This is a genomic window from Dyadobacter sp. HNCC25DJ184, assembly GCF_056895215.1.
Genome location: NZ_JBXHAQ010000004.1, coordinates 426,162 through 443,718 on the forward strand (window position 1 = coordinate 426,162; position 17,557 = coordinate 443,718).

Here is a 17,557-nt window from a genome sequence, read left to right on the forward strand (position 1 = left end):
TCTTCTCATGCAATGGTTTTTCCTTCATCCGTTACTCAAGCTGGAAGTTAATTGGCAGGTTGTATTTCACACGTACTGCACGTCCCGACTGCTTACCTGGTTTCCATTTAGGCATTGCTTTCACAACACGCATGGCTTCCTCATCACAACCAAAACCTAAACCTTTCAACACCTGAACATCCTGAATACTACCATCTGTATTTACTACGAAAGACATAAATACACGGCCTGAAACGTTCGCACGAGACGCAGCACTTGGATATTTAATACTCTTACTTAAGTATTTATACATTTCAGAAGTACCTCCCGGGAACTCTGGCTGTTGTTCAACCACAGTAAATACCTTTTCAGGTTCTGGTGCGGCTTCAACCACTGTTCCTTTGCTCGGCGCAGCTACAGCTTCAGGGGCAACGATCAACTCGTTTGCGTTAGGATCACCCTCTACTGTTTTATTTGCAACAACTGCTTCTTTAATCTCTTCAACAGTTGGCGGAGGAGTTTCAACAGGAACTTCCTCATCCTTTTTAACTTCTGGCGGCAAGAACTTCACCGTGTTCACCTTTGGCTGCTCTACTGGCGGCGGAGGTGGCGGAGGTGGTTCTGCAGGGTCAATTGGCGGTGGTGGTATTTTCATCAAATCTACCTCAACCATTGGAGCCTCTTCTTCTTTACCCAACGACAATGAATTAATAATTGACGGGGTAAACATTGCAATGATGAAAAGAGCTGCACCAATTAAAGTAGCTTTTGTTACATCCGCGCGGTAACCCTGACGGAGTGAAAAAGCACCATACGCCTTGTTACGATCGGCAAACACTATATCATCAAGTGTTGCATTCGGGCCTAAATCTGCCATGGCGTTGTTGTTAATTGTTTGATATTTTTAAATTATTTCTTTGGAATTACCTTGTCCCCGAGAAGTTCCTTCTCAGAAGGTGTCAAGGCATCAACAAGAGCATAACGCTTTGTTTTTGTAATTGCCATTTCGTCAAGTACGTCCACCATATTCTTATAAGTGGAAACTGCCGTTGGCTTAATTACTACAACGAATGCTTCGTTACCCTTGTCGTCTTTCGGATTTGCCGCGTTGATCCTCTTTTGAGACGCAAAAATTACTGATCTCAAATCGAATCCGTAACGGGTGGTCTTAAGATCTGTTTTTGCTTTATCATCATCCGCTGCGATACCGTCCAGATAATACACATCGTCATTGTCACCCATAAAGAGGGTCAAAACTTTGGATGCCTTTATCGGTTCCGATTTCTCCGTATCCGTGTCCTCTGTTTTATCAGGAACTGCTAGAGTCATGGATGTCGGTTTCGACATAGTCGTTGCCAACATGAAAAATGTAATAAGTAAGAAACCCAAATCCACCATTGGTGTCATGTCCACGCGGGTGGACATCTTTTTGCCTCTTACCTTACCATCACCTTTACCATGACCACCACCACCCGATTCTTCAATTGCTGCCATGTCTTCTTTTGGTTATAAAGTTATTTACTTCTCAGCTGGTGCGTCGGTAGCATATCCTGCAGGAGCTTGCTCACTACCAGTGATCAGGTTGAACTTGTTAATATTCTGCGATTGCAGATTAGCAAGAACGTCCTTGAAAACCGGGAATTTAGAGAAATTGTCTCCTTTAAGAGCGATACGCAATAGCGGATCCGCTTTACGTGCCGCATATACCCAGTCTGCTAACTCACTTGCACCTGTAGAATCGACCGGAATACCCGGCTGCACTACCTGAGCCATTTTTTCCTTTGGCATATTCAGCCAAGGCTTTAATTGCGCCAACGGTACTCCAAAACTAGTTTGCAAAGCGAATTTTGCTTTCTCAGTATCTGTAAAGGTTATCCCTTTCGCCTGACCGATATTGTCAAGCATTGCTACGCGAACTGGCTGAGCATCTACTCCAAAAAACACCTTCCCCGCTTTGTCAATACTTATGACCATTATTTTGTCATCAGGCACTTTTATTTGCGAAATTGAGGTTGGAGTGGTAATCTCCGCCTCATTCGACTTAAAAGTCGCCGTCATGATAAAGAACGTCAAAAGTAAGAACGCCACATCAGTCATTGCCGTCATATCAGTATGTGGCGCATGCTTCTTAGGCCTTACCTTTCCCATAACAAATATATAAGTTTTTTAAATATAAAAGAAACTTTTACACAAAATAGTTCCTCAACTATCAATAATGTGCGGCAAAATTAGATTGAAGGCTCATTCCAATTTCGTCAATGCTATAAGTAAGGTCATCTACACGGCTGTTAAGGTATGCATATGAGATAGTTGCGATAGCAGAAGTACCGATACCTAATGCAGTGTTGATAAGGGCCTCCGAGATACCAGTTGCAAGAGCAGCAGAGTCAGGAGAACCAGAAGTACCCAAAGCTGCGAACGCCTTGATCATACCAATTACCGTTCCAAGTAGGGCCAATAGAGTTGAAGCTCCTGCAAGTGTTGCGATAATGGTAAGGTTTTTCTGAAGCATTGGAAGCTCAAGAGTAGTTGCTTCTTCGATTTCTTTTTGAAGAGCAGCAAGTTTTTGCTCTTTATCTAAAGCAGTTTCAGTAGTGAGTTGCTTGTATTTCAAAAGACCCGCTTTGATAACATTACCAACTGATCCTTTTTGCTTGTCACACTCTTTAATTGCTTCGTCAATTTGATTTTTGTCAAGTAACGCTCTCACTTTGCGAACGAATGAATCGATGCTGCCAGTTCCACTTGCTTTAGACAAAGTGATAAGACGCTCAATAGTGAAGGTTAATACGATAAGGAAACATGTCATCAAAATCGGTACGATAGGACCTCCTTTGTAAACGATTCCGTAGTAGTCCCCGTCAATAGGACCCTTTGCATGATCACCATCTTTAAAGTGGGTAGGATCCCCTAACACAAATAGATAAACACATAATGCAATTACGAACAAAATAGGGATTACCAATGCCGGGTTCAAGCCGCCTTTGCCTTTTGTTGCTGCCGCAGCAGGCTTTGGAGCTGGTGCCGGATTTGTTGCTTTCTTTTCCATCAGACTTACTTTTAAAGGTTAAATTGAGATTTTGGTTGTGAAATAAATAAAAGTTTTGGTTAAAATAGGTTTTCGTAAAATAAAATTTTGAACGGGTAGCCCCGATCTCGACCCTTACAAAAGTATGATTTTTCCTTTTAAAAAAAAGCAAGCATTTATGATGATTTTTTGATAAAGATTCTAATCAAAATCTCATTCATTGTACAATTTAAAGAACCTGATCTCTTTCACTTTTGCCCTATTCTGTTTGTTAAGCACTGAAAGAGAACTGTCTAGGATATTTTCCGTATCATTCCAAAATTGCACTATCGTATATAAATTATTTCAAATGGACCATCTGGCACTGCCGAACTAACTTCTAAAATATACATCCGTGGAGGTAAAAGCAGGATAACTCACTCACCTACTATTGTGACGGTGACACTTTTTAACTGACTCATACTTTGACTATTGACACAACCTTACCCTCCAGCTGAAAACCGAATTTTCTTTTCATTTTTCAGCCAACAGCAGTTCAAATCTTTGCATGGCTTGGAATCGCAAAATTTGTGGTAATTTTGGGAAATATTAGCCAGGAGGACGTTTCTTAACAAATTCATAATAGCAGATAGTACCATGAAAATAGATGATGCAACACTTTCAAAAATTGCAAATCTTGCCAGACTTGAGGTAAAAGAGGAGGAAAAAAAGGCATTGATCGAAAACCTTGAAAATGTGCTTTCCTGGATGGAGCAGCTAAATGAAGTTGACACGGAGGGAGTGGAACCTCTCACACATATCCTTGACGAAAAGAATAAATGGAGGTCGGATATTGGCGAAAATACGTTGAACCGCGAAACTGCCCTCGCCAACGCGCCTTCAAAAACGAAAACCTATTTCAAAGTGCCCAAGGTTTTGGAATAGGGATATAGTGGTAAAATTTGTCAGGCGGTAAGGGATCGTTATTTAATTGAAAAGGGTGCCTAAAATCACGCTTTAATTTCAAAAGTGTCAGCGTCTGCCCAGGCGGGAAACGATTCCTTATATTGTTTGAGCTGAGATTTGGTCAGTGATACTACTTTAATAACTTCTTCTGAACCTGCCAGAAATTTGGGTTCACCAAGATAATCCAGAACAACTGAATCTCCAGCATACGTCAGGTTGTTTCCATCTTTTCCTATCCTGTTGACACCAACTACATAGCTTTGATTCTCAATGGCCCTCGCACGAAGCAGCGTATTCCATGCGTAAGAGCGTCTCGATGGCCAGTTTGCTACATATATAAGCATATCATATTCTTCCCCAGCGGTATTTCGACTCCAAACAGGGAATCGAAGATCGTAGCACACCAAGGGGCAAATTTTCCAGCCTTTGTATTCTATAATCAGCTTTTCGCTCCCGCCGGTATATACTTCGTTTTCTCCACCCATTCTGAAAAGATGGCGTTTGTCATAATGCTTTATATTGCCATCAGGATGTACGCACAACATTCGGTTATATACATTGCCTCCTTCTTTCATTGGAATGCTACCGACTATCAAAGCGTTTGTATGCCTGGCAATAAACTTCATCCAGACAGAAGTCTTAGTATTTGCCACCTCCGCTATACCAACATTCATCGTAAAGCCGGTGTTGAACATTTCCGGCAAAACGAGTATGTCGAACGACTCTTCAAGCCCTAATATTTTCTCTTCGAGGGCTGATAGATTCGCGGTAATATCTTCCCAAAAAAGATTGGTTTGAATCAATGCGACATTTAGTTCAACATCCTTGTCAGCCATTTCAGTTTGTTATCGTCGAGAAGAAAATTTCATCCGGTAGTCGGCATCCACGTTGCCTTTCGAAATTTCGGTCAGCTTCTTTTTTATAAACTGTTTCTTCAAAGTGGGTAAATAGTCCACAAATAATTTTCCAAGCAAATGATCATATTCATGCTGGATAATGCGAGCAGCCATGCCGTCATATTCCTCCACGTACTCGTTCCAGTCTGTATCTCTATATCTGATCTTCAATTTTTCGGGACGGTAAACCTCTCCCCGTATACCGGGAATACTCAGACAACCCTCTTCAAAAGCCCACTCCTCGCCTTCCTCTTCCAGTATTTCAGGATTAATAAAAGTCTTCTTAAAATCTACCAATGACAGATCCGGCTCATCATCATCGTCGTCCTTTTCACTGAAAGGAGTTCCGTCGACCACAAATATCCTGATATTCAGCCCAACCTGTGGAGCGGCAAGGCCAACACCACTAGCTGCATACATGGTTTCAAACATGTCGGCAGAAAGCTTTTTCAGGTCTATTTCATCTTTTTCGATGAATCGGGTTTCTTTTCTGAGTATAGGGTCGCCGTAGCCTACTATTGGGTAAATCATTGTATTCGGACTTTAGTAATATAAAATTTGATTTTCATTTTCTGCTTTCCATGTAGGACTGCAGGATGATTGTAGCACTTATTTTGTCAATATTTCCTTTTTCTCTTCGATCACTTTTCTTTGCGCCCGAAGCAATCATGGACTGCAATGCCATCGACGATGTAAATCTTTCATCGTGGGGATACACGGGAATGTCAGAAAAAGTCTTTTGTAAAAGTTTGATAAAAACTTTAATTCTCTGTGCATTCTCACTGTCAGTATTATCTAGCTTTTTGGGCATACCGATCACAAAGGCTTCAACTTCCTCTTTTGAGGTATAGGTTTTCAGGAATTCAAGTAAATCGTGTGTTCTCACAGTATCCAACGCGGAAGCAATAATCTGAAGCGGGTCTGTTACTGCGATACCCGTTCGTTTTGATCCATAGTCAATTGCAAGAATTCGAGGCATTTGATTGCTAACCTTTTTGAGAAAATACTGTTTAATTCATTCGGCAGCCAGTTCATTCCATATAATCAATAGCCTGATCCTCATATAATACCTTGCTTCCAGCCGCAAAGATAAATGGTTTCTGCCATCTTTCCCGTTGTATTGTGAGGTTGCATGATGTTAACCAAATATAGATTACCATTATCTTTGCCTTATGATTGACAAACGCTGGATAGCTAGCCCTCCCCTTGATGCCGAACAACTGATTCTTTCGAACGAACTGGCAAAGACAATTAATGTAAATCCATTTCTGGCCAAGCTTCTCGTACTCCGTGGAATTAACAGTTACGATCATGCCAAGGATTTTTTCAGACCTGATCTCGCCAAATTGCACGATCCATTCTTAATGAAAGATATGGACCTGGCTGTAGACAGGTTAATTTCTGCCATGGATAATGGTGAAAAAATTCTCGTATACGGCGACTATGATGTGGACGGAACTACCTCTGTTACCTTATTTTATGGCTTTTTAAGTCGGATATATACTGAATTAGATTATTACATCCCCGATCGCTATGAGGAGGGATATGGGGTATCGTGGCAGAGTATTGATTGGGCGGAGCAAAATGGGTACACTCTTATCGTTTCGCTGGATTGTGGGATCAAATCGGTTGATAAGGTAACCGAAGCTAAATCACGGGGAATTGATTTTATTATCTGTGACCACCACAGACCTGGTGACGAACTGCCACCAGCGTCAGCAGTATTAGACCCGAAAAGACCGGATTGCCCCTATCCATACAAAGAATTGACGGGTGCGGGAGTTGGTTTTAAATTATTAGAGGCGTACTGCATCCGGACTGGCACAAAAAAAGAGATCCTTTTTTCATATCTGGATTTGCTGGTGATCAGCATTGCTTCGGACATCGTTCCTATCACAGGTGAAAATCGCATTCTTGCATATTATGGATTGCTCCAACTCAATGCTGCTCCACGTGTCGGCGTGAAAGCGTTGATCAAAATTGCCGGTATACAGGGAATTCTTGAAATTACTCAAGTCGTATTCGGACTTGGGCCAAGGATCAATGCAGCAGGACGCATTAAGCATGCGAAAGAGGCGGTACGTTTACTATTGTGCGAAGATGAAGATGAAGCCGAGGCATTCGCCATGGAAATCAACAAACACAATACCGATCGCCGAACGTTCGATTCGAGTATTACCGAAGAGGCCCTCAGTATGATTGAGACCGACGACTGGTTCAGCTCTGCTAAAAGTACCGTATTATATAAGGAAAGCTGGCATAAGGGTGTGATAGGTATTGTGGCAAGCAGGTGCATTGAAAAATACCACCGCCCAACTATTATCTTAACTGAATCTCATGGAAAGGCTGCCGGGTCTGCGCGATCCGTTCCTGGGTTTGATGTATATGAGGCTATTGAAGAGTGTTCCGACCTGCTGGAGCAATTTGGCGGACACACTTTTGCGGCAGGCCTTACACTACCTATAGATAATATCGAAGCGTTCAGAAAGAGATTTGACCAGATCGTTAGTGGCAGGATACTTCCAGAGCAACTTATCCCGATGATCAATGTGGATCTTGACCTCGACCTGGCTAGTATTACTCCAAAATTTTATAAAATTTTGAAACAAATGGGACCATTCGGCCCGGGGAATATGACACCTGTTTTTGTGAGCAGGAATGTTCAGCTCGTTAGCAAACCGGTTTTGATGAAGGAGAAACATATTAAATTTGAGGTTTCTCAAAATGGATCTGAGCCCCTCACTGCCGTAGGTTTCAGCATGTCGCATTTCCACCTCGATTTGCTTAATGGTGCCCCTTTCTCCATTTGTTACCATTTGGAAGAAAATAATTTCCGGAATAAAACTACGTTACAACTATCTTTGAAGGATATCAAAATCCACTCGGAGCCAGGAGCCGACCCATTTGCGAACTGAAAATCATGATATTAAGAACTGAGAATCTAGTAAAAAAATATGGTGCGAGGCTGGTAAATGATAATGTCAGTTATCAGGTTGAACAAGGCGAAATAGTTGGGTTGTTGGGGCCGAACGGGGCAGGAAAGACGACTTCCTTTTATATGGCTGTGGGTTTGGTGAAACCTAATAGTGGAAAGGTGTATCTGGACGATGTAGATATCACCAATCTGCCGATGTATAAAAGAGCCAGGCTTGGTCTTGGATATCTTGCTCAGGAGGCTTCGGTTTTCAGAACTTTGACTGTCGAAGAAAATATCAAAGCCGTTTTGGAGATGACTAACCTATCCAAGGCGGACCAGCGCCAAAAAGTTGAGGAGCTGCTCGAAGAGTTTCACTTACAGCACGTCAGAAAAAGCAAAGGGATGGTATTGTCAGGAGGCGAGAGAAGAAGAACCGAAATAGCGAGAGCACTGGCTGTGGACCCGAAGTTTATCCTGCTGGATGAGCCTTTTGCCGGTGTTGACCCTATCGCAGTGGAGGATATTCAAAGTATAGTTGCCAAGTTGAAGCATAAAAATATTGGCATTTTGATTACGGATCACAATGTGAACGAAACCCTGTCGATCACTGATCGGGCATATCTGCTTTTTGAAGGAAAAATTTTAAAGCAAGGTTCAGCCGAAGAACTGTCTGAAGATGAAGTGGTTAGAAAGGTATATCTGGGACAAAACTTTGAACTGAAGCGAAAAATTTAATGTGGGTATAACCAAGCTCAATCGCTCATTTAACAATTATTCTTCATTCGGATATCACAAATAATCCCGCACGTTGCCCTATTCACTAAGCTAATGGTCGAATAATAGAAAAGGGAACGCTCCCGGCATTCCCCCTCTTACAATTATTCACCATGAACTGTATTGATAAAATCTATTTTTTAGGGCACTTTTTACAGTGTTTACCCTTCTTCTTATATTTCTCGCAGCATTTCTTAAAAACGCATTCGTGCTCGCCAGCTAACACTTTCGCAGTAAAATCAACTGACTCATTTCCAAACATTTCTACACTATCCACCATTTGAAACATCAATATGTTATTTTTAAGACTGGACAAAACTAGTACTTATTTAGAATCGTTCCAAAAAATAGAATAATTATTTTTGAAACATTCTAAATTACAATGATTTCAAGAACTCAGAAATAATCAACAAGATCATAAATCATTGAAAATCAGTATAGCGTCAGAGACTATGATTTTTCTCCCATATCTCGTGTATCGGCTGCCCGGTGCTACTCTTTCCACTGTGGTCCCACTTTCCATTTTCAAGGCTCCAGTCGAATACCAGCTTCGACCCCACTCTGTTATTATCCTTTGGGAAAAATTCGATTTGCTCAGTATACTTTCCATCCTTCACGGTGTACTTACCTCCCCCGGTTCCATAAAATCCTTTCACGGCAGGGTCGATCGCTACCCATTGAAAGCGAGTTCCTGACAATAACTTAATGGTTTTTCGGGTACCATTCTGATGAATCGGCACAAGCGCTCCTTGCCCGTCAGTAGCTCTTTCGGTAATACTCCAAGCACCCGCCATCGGAGCTGAAATGGCGTCATCGACTTGCATCCAAACCATGGCATCCTTATATCTCAAGGTAAGCACCCCCTCTTTTTTTGAGACAGTAAATATGATAGGGACGCCAACCTTTGCTGTGTCAGCCGAATTGAATTCAGGAGTATAGGTCATTTGATCGCCTGTCATTTGAATTTTTCCACCCTCTGCTCTTTCAAAAGATCTATTGAGCAAACTGTAGGACGCTATACTTATATAATGATCAGTAACTATAAGGATCGACGTACTTCCTGTCGATTCCTGCGATTTCCAGGCTCCAACAGGAACTTGAGCAGCTGTGAAGCCAGCTACCAAACTGAAAAGAATAGTAAGTAGTTTTTGCATAATCAGGTATATTTTTAGTCAAAATTAGATTAAAACCATGCCAATCATTTTGGAAGATAACTTATCTCAGTACCTCTCTTAGCACGTCCATCGATTTTATCTCGCCCAGCGACTCGAGGTGTATTTTATAAAAATAAACCAGCTTTTCCAGTAAGGCTGCTCTCTCACCCTTTCTGATCTTAATATTCGCAGCCATACCGGGCATCAGCAATTCATCAATAACAGATGCCTGGTTTTGATCAAGGCCCTGAGGGTATCGGTTATTTAAAAGTTCGCTATGCAAATCCTGCGCAGTTTCCACCCCAAACCCAAGATAACGAGCCAATTGCAGCAGGAAATAAATATGAAAGTTTTCTAAGCCAGTCTGAGTATTATCCAGATAAACAACAGAGTCTTCTATGAACTGAAACAATGGCGGATTGCTTTCCTCTTCCCGCAGCCCCTTACCCAATATTTCAGTTATGAACAATGCAAGGCTTGATTTTATAACTTCATATGGCAGAGAGGAAAAAGGGTGATAACATTTCATTTCCGAAATCCGGTGGACGGTATCTTGCTTATTCTTATGATAAACCACAAGGTCCAGTAACGTCAAAGGCTGAAATAACGCAATCTTATTCCCTTTAGACTTGCTACTCCTCACTCCGTTAACAATATAGCTTTGAATCCCAAACTCTTCCGTGTACACCTTTGCTATGATTGACGATTCCCGAAAACGGATATAATTCAGAGCGATTCCTCTGGTATTGTAAAGCATCCTGATATTGGTTTGGCGGAAACAGTGAGCAAGTTATTCTAAATATCACAACGGTGCGCTACTCTGAGACAGCAAAACCTGCATAAAAGCTTTGGAGATCAGCGGAAAACTACCTAATTTAATTTTTTGATAAATATGCCTCCTCAATCAAAAAATTGAAGCAATTTATAAGTTTTTTAAGACAAAGGATTCGTAACTTTGTAGTCTGAAAGAACTAAGATTGTATTCTATTCGTTATCACTTCTCAAAATAAGGAGTACATTTTGCAAGCAGCAGAAGGACATATTTCCAACGCATTCCTCGACTTATGAGCGACGCAATAAAACATGAGTGTGGCATAGCACTTATCCGTCTCAGAAAAGATTACCAGTATTATATTGACAAGTATGAAACGCCGATGTATGCGGTTCACAAACTGTCTGTAATGATGGAGAAACAGGTAAACAGGGGCCAGGATGGTGCCGGAGTTGCCAACATTAAGATCGAAGTACCACCTGGAAAACGCTACATTAGCAGGTACAGATCAGTAGAGCCTCAGCCAATTGCAGATATTTTCTCTAAAATTCACAAGAAATTCCGGAAGGGTTTGAAGAACAATCGCGATAAAGTAAATAACGCGGAATGGCTTCAGGAAAATCTGGCGTTTACTGGTGAGGTTTGGCTTGGACATTTACGATATGGAACACACGGAGTAAATGAAGTAGAAAACTGTCACCCAATGTTACGTCAAAGCAACTGGCGAAGCAGAAATCTGGTGATGGCGGGCAACTTTAACATGACCAACGTGGACGAACTTTTTGGTAAGCTTGTCTCCCTGGGGCAACATCCAAAAGAAAATGTGGATACGGTGACGGTCATGGAAAAAATTGGACATTTCCTTGATGAAGAAAATCAACGGGTGTTTGATCGTTTCAAAGGAGTTTACGAAAATCCGATACTTTCAGATATTATCGAAGAGAATATCGATCTTCAGAGACTGCTATATCGCTCTTGCCGTGATTTTGATGGTGGTTATGCCATGTGCGGATTAACAGGCTATGGAGCTTCTTTCGTTATTCGCGACCCGGCGGGTATTCGTCCGGCATTCTATTATGCAGACGACGAGGTGGTTGTAGTGGCTTCTGAAAAACAAGCGATCAAAGCTGCTTTCAATGTTGACTATAACCAGATTCAGGAAATCACTCCGGGTTCGGCGCTGATCATTGACAAAAATGGCGAGTATAATGAATTCCCGATTTTGCCAAGATTGAACAAAATGTCTTGCAGCTTCGAAAGAATTTATTTCTCGCGAGGAACTGATCCGGATATTTATTACGAGCGCAAACAACTGGGTAAGTTGTTAATTCCTCAAATTCTGAAGGAGATTAACTACGACCTTGAAAATACCATTTTCTCATATATCCCTAACACTGCTGAAACAGCGTTTTTGGGAATGATCGAAGGATTGGAAGAATATCTTGCCAAGAAGCGGAAGCAGGCTATTATGGAGGGTATCCTGTTTGAGGAGGATCTTGAAAAAGTGCTCTCTTTCAGACCAAGAATTGAAAAGCTTGTTACGAAAGATGTTAAATCGAGAACATTCATCACTGCCGACGAGCTTCGTGATGATATGGTTTCAAGTGTTTATGACACGACATTTGAGGTGGTTCGTAAGGGAGTTGATACAGTGGTAATCATTGACGACTCGATCGTTCGGGGTACAACTTTAGAGAAGAGTATACTTACGATGCTCGACAGGTTAAATCCAAAGAAAATCGTTGTTGTTTCTTCTGCTCCTCAAATTCGCTTCCCGGATTGCTACGGTATAGACATGTCCAAAATGAAGGATTTTGTCGCTTTCAGAGCGGTACTGAAGCTTTTGGAAGAACGTGACCTGGATTACCTGCGTGAAGAAGTATATACCCAGTGTGTAGCTTCTATTGCGACGAAAAATCCTTTCCACACCAATTATGTGAAAGCCCTGTATGAGCCGTTCACTGACGAAGAGATATCTAATAAAGTAGCAGAGATTATTAAACCGAAAGGATTGAATGCAGAGCTTTCTGTTATTTTCCAGACTGTAGATAATCTGCACAAAGCATGTCCTGATCACTTGGGAGACTGGTATTTTACTGGAAATTATCCTACGCTGGGTGGAAATAAAGTAGTTAATAAGGCATTTGCAAATCACCATGAAGGTAAATTGGTCAGAGCTTATTAAATAAGCCCTGCCTATCATAAACTAAGCCATCTCTACAACGGGATGGCTTTTTTGTTTGAAATACACTGTGTAAAATACAGTTGCTCGTCATTTTGTCTAAATTGCAACCAAAGAAATCTCCAGGTCTTAATCCTAAATCTTATGATTACAATTTCACGAACAAAAGTTTTCTGCTTTTTCTTGCTCGCTTTATTTGCAGCAAGCCAGTTTTCTGCAAACGCGCAAACCAAAACCGGAACTCTCGCCGATGTTTCTTTCATACAAGGAATGTGGAGAGGAACGCATAACGGCGGTCCTATTAATGGCGGCTGGACTGCAGCGGAAGGAGACAATATCGTCGGCTTCCTACGAATGATGAAAGACGGGAAAGTGACACTCTATGAAATCTTCGCCTTCGAACAAACGGAAAAAGGCCCCGTGGCCCACGTTAAACACTTCAAGCCCGGCTTGGTATCACTTGAAGAAAAGGAAGTCTCTGATACCTACAATTTCATAGAATCAACCAAGAATACGGCAACGTTCGAAAAAGATGACGCATCTGTTCGGATCATCTATGAACTTCGTGCTAAAAATCAGCTTGTTTTCCAGAGAGGTGTTCCGGAGAATGGAAAATGGATCTTCAAAGATCTGTTTATATTCGATCGGCTAAAATGATTGATGTAAGCCAAAGATTCTTTGATCAGTTATTTTGTCCCGGTTATCCTCTATATAGGAACAAAAAGTATTGATCTGGCGCAGTTGAAATGTAAAATCCAAGGGATTGGAGTATTCTTCGGTGTAGACATTTTTGAAGTCTGTGATCACATAGCGTAGCGCCTTTATTCCTTTCGACTGTAAGGCTGGGAGATAGAAGTTTTGATGGCTTAGTGCAAACATATCGGAAGCATAACGGCTGGTGGTTTTAATATCAACCGCCAGCGTTCTTCCAATCAGATCTACATATCCATATAAAAGAACATTGTCAAAAGCGTATTCGCAGTAGACCTGCGCTCTAACCATGGGCCGTGGCAGTAACGATCGAACCCTCTGTAAAATATCCGGGTCGAACGCTTCTTCATCTACCCCTTTTATCACCGCCTCTTCAAAACTTACCCCTCGTTTCTGAGCTTCTGTGGTAGGTAGCGGAACCCTGTTTATCCTGTCAATCAACGATTGATCGTCCAGATATCCTTTCTCAAACCTATCAAAACAATTTAAGAGCGTCGGGTAAAGCCTGTATTTAATCTGATCCAAAAACTACAATTTTAAATTTGACGACATTCCCTACTTAACCTTTATTTCCACCCTTCTGTTCCTTATTTGAGCTTGTGCAGTTTTTCCGTTATCGATAGGGCGGCTTACGCCATAACCTATTGTCGTCATCCTTGACTGAGGAATACCTTTTTCAGCAAGATATGTTTTTACCGCCTCTGCCCGCTGAGCAGACAAAATCTGATTCGCATTTTCATTGCCGGCTCCATCAGTATGCCCCTCTATCGAAACATTTACTTCTCTGTTTCTGGCAAGCAACAATGCAATTTTATCCAGATTATTATATGATGATGATTCAATCAAATCCGTACCCTTTGCAAAACGTATTGGTATGGAAAGTAAGTCATCAATCTGTTGCTGCAGTGTTTCCCTTTGAACCGAGTTTACTGCGGGACAGCCATTGTTAGAGGCTAGGCCAGGAACATCGATGCATTTATCATCAAAATCATTAACGCCGTCGCCATCGGTATCAGGGCAGCCTTTATTAGCAAAAGTTCCGGGCTGATCAGGACATTTATCTAACGCATCCGAAATTCCATCGCCATCACTATCCGGACAACCAGCATAACGTACCTCGCCTTTGATATCAGGACACACATCTACATTATCCAAAACCCCATCCCCGTCCCGATCAGGACAGCCTTTAAGCGTCCCTGCTAAATCAGGACAGTCGTCCACTTTATCAATAAAGCCGTCATTATCTTTATCCGGACATCCTCTGTTTGTTGCAGAGCCAGGTTCGGAAGGACACTTATCCACATAATCAGGAATTCCATCATTATCCGAATCCGGACACCCGTAAAATCGCTGTGTTCCGGGTACAGTCGGACAACGATCTCTGTCGTCAGGGATGCCGTCATTATCGGTATCACGAATCGGTCTGGAAAACCGATAGGTTAGAGATAAGCTCAGGAAGCTAAATTTATCATTAGGCGTATCACTATATGAATTCCCTTCTTCAGGATTGATGAGCCGCATACCCGAAGTGGCATCGACTTTATCACTACGCACAAAGTAGAACCGATAATCAAGGCCGATTTTCCACTGTTTGGATAACATATAATCCAGTGACATACCTAGCGGGATTACTCTTTCAGCCGTTTTCTTGATACCCAACGGCCCTTTTGGATTTCCCCATCTCAAGAAGAGCGGGTTTCGCGCGCTAACAGCACTGTTAGAAAAGCGAACCAGCTTATCGGTTGAAATATCATACGCATTAGAACTAAAATACATCATTCCAAGTCCTCCATACACGTTAAAATTGAATCGCCCTGTATGGTTTCTACTAAACTGTTCCGTCAGGTTCCACTTCGCTAAAAGTTCGATCGTATTATATTCATTGACGAAATAAGAATTAAAAAAGTCTACTCTTTCACCGCCCAGTTTGCCAGCTGTATAGTCAAGACTTAAAGAAAATCGCTTGGTGTATGCTCTTTCAAGACTCAGTCCCACCATCCCTTTCATGTCCTGACTGTTCATTTCACCATAGAATTGGGTCAGGCCACCGCGTACAGAAATAGAATAAGGTGACAGTTCTCGCCTGGCCGAAATCGCATTTTTATTTACTGGTGGTTTGGGCTGAACCTGACCCAAAGTCAGATTGGAAAGAAATGAGAAAACCAATAACAAAGACCACCGAAGAAAAAGGTAACAACATGATTTCGATTCCATACTACAACTCGGGAAACATTTAGGTTTTCTTACAAAGGCATAGCGAATGAAGCTTGTATCACGTTGATAATTATAGTAAATACAATTAATAACAAATATAAAAATCTCACTATCAATACATACTATTTTAATATCAAAATATCAGTTTTCATTATTTGAGGTCCTACTAAAGGCAGACTAGACAAATAACTATTAGATTTGCAAATAATTAAAAATACCCGATAATGAGCGTAGTTCCATATAAAGACAAGGATTCCAGTAAAAGAGAGCAGGTAGCGGAAATGTTTGACAATATTTCTCCGAAATATGATCTGCTCAATCACGTGCTTAGCGGAGGAGTGGATATCTACTGGCGAAAACGTGCGATTAAACTCTTAAAGGGAAGGCAGCCAAAAGTAATTCTTGATATCGCGACCGGCACCGGAGACTTTGCGATCGAAGCCCTCTCTCTTAGTCCTGAAAAAATCGTGGGTGTCGATATTTCAGAAGGAATGTTGGCCGTTGGCAGAGAGAAAATTGCGAAGCTTAAAAAAGAAAATATAATTACGCTCCAAAGTGGCGACTCAGAAAGTTTAAATTTTCAGGACAATTATTTTGACGCTGTTATCGTTTCGTTTGGAGTAAGAAACTTTCAGAATTTGCTGGTGGGGCTCACTGAGATGAACAGGGTTATGAAAAAGGAAGGCACGTGTGTTGTGGTAGAATTTTCGAAACCTAAAAGCTTTCCGTTCAAACAGTTATATAATTTTTATTTTAAGTATATATTACCTCTGATCGGAAAAACTGTCTCAAAAGACGACTCAGCCTATACCTATTTGCCGCAATCCGTTCAAGCGTTTCCGGATGGTGAAGCATTTCTTGAAATATTTAAAAAAGCAGGATTCAAAAACACCAAATGCATACCATTAACTTTCGGAATCTGTTCAATCTACGTTGGGCAAAAATAGCTTTTATCAGTACCATCCTAATTCAATTTATAGCATCAACCGAGGTGTCCGCGCAGGGCATTGGATACCGTCGTAAACACCTGGAATATTACGACGACAAGCCCATTCATTACGGGATTCTTTTTGCCGTACCCTTCACAAGGTACAACCTGACCCACAGCGAGGATTTTATGACGAAGGATTCCGCATATGTAATCGATACTCCGATCAACACGGCATTCAGGATGGGTTTCACTATTAATGCCTTCCTGAACGAGCAATTCGATATCAGAACGACACCCTCTGTAACCCTGTACGATCGGCAACTCAAATTTCGTTATCCAGCCGGAAGCGAGAAGATCGAGAAAAGGGAATCAACTTGGCTTGAAATTCCGCTTTTGCTGAAATATAAGTCCAAGCGTCGGGTTAACTCCCGCATGTATATGCTTGCTGGGATCACGATGGCCATTGAAACGAATGTAAAACGAAACCGAGGATCAAGCAGCGGTGTGTTGGATACTAAGTCAACCGACTTCACCGTAGACTATGGAATTGGCTATGAACGCTTTTTTGAGTTCTTCAAATTTGCACCAGAGCTGCGATTCTCACACGGACTGGCAAATGTGCTCCAACCAACACACAGCGGCACTACGGTCGGCGTTAAAAAGCTCACTACGCATACGGTAACGCTATATTTAAATTTCGAATAACAGGCGCTGAAAATCAAAGACTTAAAAATTATTTAATTTTTTTTCCTAAAAATAGTTGCACAATAAAATTTAGTCGCACATATTTGCACTCCCAAACGACGACAATGGGACAACAAAAAAAGGGAGTTTAGCTCAGTTGGTTCAGAGCATCTGCCTTACAAGCAGAGGGTCGGGGGTTCGAATCCCTCAACTCCCACAAGACAAAAAGACCTGTAACTCAGATAGTTACAGGTCTTTTTCGTTTAACGAAATTGGCCTCGTGCCAGTTCCATGCCAGATAATCATCAACAATCAAGGTTTAAAAATGAATGCAGATTCGGTTGTACGCCCGTACAAACCGGCAATATTA

At 41.6% G+C, this 17,557-nt stretch carries 18 protein-coding genes and 1 tRNA gene; 8 read left to right on the forward strand and 11 right to left on the reverse strand.

The genetic code is table 11. From position 1 onward, the window contains the following. Positions 1-31: 31 nt before the first annotated feature. The 4 genes from AC1XUD_RS08725 to AC1XUD_RS08740 form a co-directional block, all read right to left on the reverse strand. The gene (locus AC1XUD_RS08725) at positions 32-856 is read right to left on the reverse strand and encodes an energy transducer TonB (RefSeq protein WP_483360589.1); all 825 of its coding nucleotides are present in this window, start codon (positions 854-856) and stop codon (positions 32-34) included. 32 nt (positions 857-888) lie between these two features. Continuing rightward, entirely contained in the window at positions 889-1,473 is a 585-nt protein-coding gene (locus AC1XUD_RS08730) for an ExbD/TolR family protein (RefSeq protein ID WP_483360590.1), read from the reverse strand. A gap of 24 nt (positions 1,474-1,497) precedes the next feature. Then, positions 1,498-2,127, reverse strand: coding sequence for an ExbD/TolR family protein (locus AC1XUD_RS08735; RefSeq protein WP_483360591.1), 630 nt, complete (start codon positions 2,125-2,127; stop codon positions 1,498-1,500). Between the two features lie 61 nt (positions 2,128-2,188). Further along, a complete protein-coding gene (locus AC1XUD_RS08740; protein ID WP_483360592.1) occupies positions 2,189-3,028 on the reverse strand; it encodes a MotA/TolQ/ExbB proton channel family protein in 840 nt (279 codons plus the stop codon). Positions 3,029-3,643: 615 nt separating this feature from the next. Between AC1XUD_RS08740 and gatC the strand changes: the two genes are divergently transcribed. Further along, complete coding sequence (gene gatC, locus AC1XUD_RS08745; protein WP_483360593.1) at positions 3,644-3,931, forward strand: Asp-tRNA(Asn)/Glu-tRNA(Gln) amidotransferase subunit GatC; 288 nt, start codon at positions 3,644-3,646, stop codon at positions 3,929-3,931. Positions 3,932-3,996: 65 nt separating this feature from the next. Here the strand turns inward: gatC and AC1XUD_RS08750 are convergent, their stop codons facing one another. The 3 genes from AC1XUD_RS08750 to ruvX are packed head-to-tail and all read right to left on the reverse strand — an operon-like array spanning position 3,997 to position 5,827. After that, the gene (locus AC1XUD_RS08750; protein WP_483360594.1) at positions 3,997-4,788 is read right to left on the reverse strand and encodes an amidohydrolase; all 792 of its coding nucleotides are present in this window, start codon (positions 4,786-4,788) and stop codon (positions 3,997-3,999) included. 9 nt (positions 4,789-4,797) lie between these two features. Continuing rightward, complete coding sequence (def, locus tag AC1XUD_RS08755; RefSeq protein WP_483360595.1) at positions 4,798-5,379, reverse strand: peptide deformylase; 582 nt, start codon at positions 5,377-5,379, stop codon at positions 4,798-4,800. A 34-nt stretch (positions 5,380-5,413) separates the two neighbouring features. Next, entirely contained in the window at positions 5,414-5,827 is a 414-nt protein-coding gene (gene ruvX, locus AC1XUD_RS08760; RefSeq protein ID WP_483360596.1) for a Holliday junction resolvase RuvX, read from the reverse strand. Positions 5,828-6,020: 193 nt separating this feature from the next. Here ruvX and recJ point away from each other — a divergent pair, with 193 nt between their 5' ends. Beyond that, positions 6,021-7,763, forward strand: coding sequence for a single-stranded-DNA-specific exonuclease RecJ (gene recJ, locus AC1XUD_RS08765; protein WP_483360597.1), 1,743 nt, complete (start codon positions 6,021-6,023; stop codon positions 7,761-7,763). 5 nt (positions 7,764-7,768) lie between these two features. Further along, positions 7,769-8,500, forward strand: coding sequence for an LPS export ABC transporter ATP-binding protein (lptB, locus tag AC1XUD_RS08770; RefSeq protein ID WP_483360598.1), 732 nt, complete (start codon positions 7,769-7,771; stop codon positions 8,498-8,500). A 482-nt stretch (positions 8,501-8,982) separates the two neighbouring features. Here lptB and AC1XUD_RS08775 read toward each other — a convergent pair whose 3' ends face one another. Together AC1XUD_RS08775 and recO are read right to left on the reverse strand one after the other, a co-directional pair. Then, the gene (locus AC1XUD_RS08775) at positions 8,983-9,693 is read right to left on the reverse strand and encodes a hypothetical protein (RefSeq protein ID WP_483360599.1); all 711 of its coding nucleotides are present in this window, start codon (positions 9,691-9,693) and stop codon (positions 8,983-8,985) included. Positions 9,694-9,754: 61 nt separating this feature from the next. Continuing rightward, a complete protein-coding gene (gene recO / locus AC1XUD_RS08780; RefSeq protein WP_483360600.1) occupies positions 9,755-10,450 on the reverse strand; it encodes a DNA repair protein RecO in 696 nt (231 codons plus the stop codon). A 307-nt stretch (positions 10,451-10,757) separates the two neighbouring features. Here recO and AC1XUD_RS08785 point away from each other — a divergent pair, with 307 nt between their 5' ends. Together AC1XUD_RS08785 and AC1XUD_RS08790 are read left to right on the forward strand one after the other, a co-directional pair. Then, positions 10,758-12,650: an amidophosphoribosyltransferase gene (locus AC1XUD_RS08785; protein WP_483360601.1), complete on the forward strand. Its 1,893-nt coding sequence runs from the start codon at positions 10,758-10,760 to the stop codon at positions 12,648-12,650. Positions 12,651-12,791: 141 nt separating this feature from the next. Then, positions 12,792-13,304: a DUF6265 family protein gene (locus AC1XUD_RS08790; protein WP_483360602.1), complete on the forward strand. Its 513-nt coding sequence runs from the start codon at positions 12,792-12,794 to the stop codon at positions 13,302-13,304. Here the strand turns inward: AC1XUD_RS08790 and AC1XUD_RS08795 are convergent. Further along, on the reverse strand, positions 13,296-13,883 hold the full coding sequence (locus tag AC1XUD_RS08795) for a hypothetical protein (protein WP_483360603.1): 588 nt from the start codon (positions 13,881-13,883) through the stop codon (positions 13,296-13,298). The genes AC1XUD_RS08790 and AC1XUD_RS08795 overlap by 9 nt on opposite strands. Before the next feature lie 30 nt (positions 13,884-13,913). After that, positions 13,914-15,572 carry an OmpA family protein gene (locus AC1XUD_RS08800; protein ID WP_483360604.1) on the reverse strand — a complete coding sequence of 553 codons (1,659 nt, stop codon included), beginning with the start codon at positions 15,570-15,572 and terminating at the stop codon, positions 13,914-13,916. 224 nt (positions 15,573-15,796) lie between these two features. Between AC1XUD_RS08800 and ubiE the strand changes: the two genes are divergently transcribed. The 3 genes from ubiE to AC1XUD_RS08815 all read left to right on the forward strand — a co-directional run bounded on the left by ubiE (position 15,797) and on the right by AC1XUD_RS08815 (position 17,404). Beyond that, positions 15,797-16,519, forward strand: coding sequence for a bifunctional demethylmenaquinone methyltransferase/2-methoxy-6-polyprenyl-1,4-benzoquinol methylase UbiE (ubiE, locus tag AC1XUD_RS08805; RefSeq protein ID WP_483360605.1), 723 nt, complete (start codon positions 15,797-15,799; stop codon positions 16,517-16,519). Further along, a complete protein-coding gene (porT, locus tag AC1XUD_RS08810; RefSeq protein ID WP_483360606.1) occupies positions 16,468-17,208 on the forward strand; it encodes a type IX secretion/gliding motility protein PorT/SprT in 741 nt (246 codons plus the stop codon). The genes ubiE and porT overlap by 52 nt, the downstream gene beginning before the upstream one ends. A 121-nt stretch (positions 17,209-17,329) precedes the next feature. After that, positions 17,330-17,404, forward strand: a tRNA-Val gene (locus AC1XUD_RS08815). Positions 17,405-17,557 lie beyond the last annotated feature (153 nt).